An 882-nucleotide genomic window follows, 5' to 3' on the forward strand; every position below is an offset into this window, starting at 1 on the left:
AACCTTGGCCTTGAACTCCGGCAAATGGTTCTTGCGTTTCTTCATTTTGGATCGTCACTTTCGTCATGCGATCCATCTTAGCCGCTGGTCTAAATTTCCGCGACCACCTCTAACTGCAGACCGATCTGGATGAATGGATGGCAAAATACAACGAACGGCGGTAGGGTCGACGATGTAAACCGTAGCTCCTCAACCTTCCGCCCTCGCTCCCGCACGCAGGGCACCTTCACGGCAACTGGACCGACACCAGTCATAACCTCGCGCTCAGGCAGGTGACCATGTTGGACAGTCCGCGCATGGCCATCTGTCATCGTTTCATTGGAAAACTGCGCAAACGACACGCTCAGTTCAGCCTCAACCGCCTGCTCAATCAGATGGCCTGCGCTTGATCGGATCAGGTCGGGAAGTAGATCAGCCGAGAATCCGCTTGGACCAAGCAAGGTGGTGATGGTATCTCTCGTCATGTGGCATATCCCTTTCTCTGCAGAGAATTGACAGTGTCTTGAACAACGCCATCATATGCCGCCCCTCAGGGCCATCACCAACTTTCAGCTATTTCTCAAAAACCGTAACCACTATGCTATCTACCACGGAAGGGGGGGTATCCGCGCTACTCTGGGGAGGCAATGAGTAGTTTTCGATGCATAGCGGTTACGGTTGCTTGCCCACAGTTGTGAACAACAATTTGAGTTTACAGTTTACGATAGGAATGGACCAATAAAACTGACTTATTTAATCTGGGCTCTGGGCTCTGGGCTCTGGGCTCTGGGCTCATAACCAGTAGATGACGGTTGCGGCGAGAGCGATTGCCGACAGGAAGACCTTTGGGCATCTGTCGTATCTGGTTGCCACGCGCCGCCAGTCCTTTAGCCTGCCGAACAT

The 882-nt window shown here is 52.7% G+C and carries 1 protein-coding gene and 1 pseudogene; both read right to left on the minus strand.

Annotation, left to right across the window (positions count from 1 at the left end; translation table 11 throughout):
• Positions 1-89: 89 nt before the first annotated feature.
• A complete protein-coding gene (locus ABLN87_RS22275) occupies positions 90-464 on the minus strand; it encodes a hypothetical protein (protein ID WP_353014300.1) in 375 nt (124 codons plus the stop codon).
• Between the two features lie 307 nt (positions 465-771).
• A pseudogene (locus ABLN87_RS22280) lies at positions 772-882 on the minus strand (IS5/IS1182 family transposase); the annotation flags it as partial.

This window comes from Ruegeria sp. SCP10, from assembly GCF_040329495.1.
Taxonomy (GTDB): Bacteria; Pseudomonadota; Alphaproteobacteria; order Rhodobacterales; family Rhodobacteraceae; genus Ruegeria.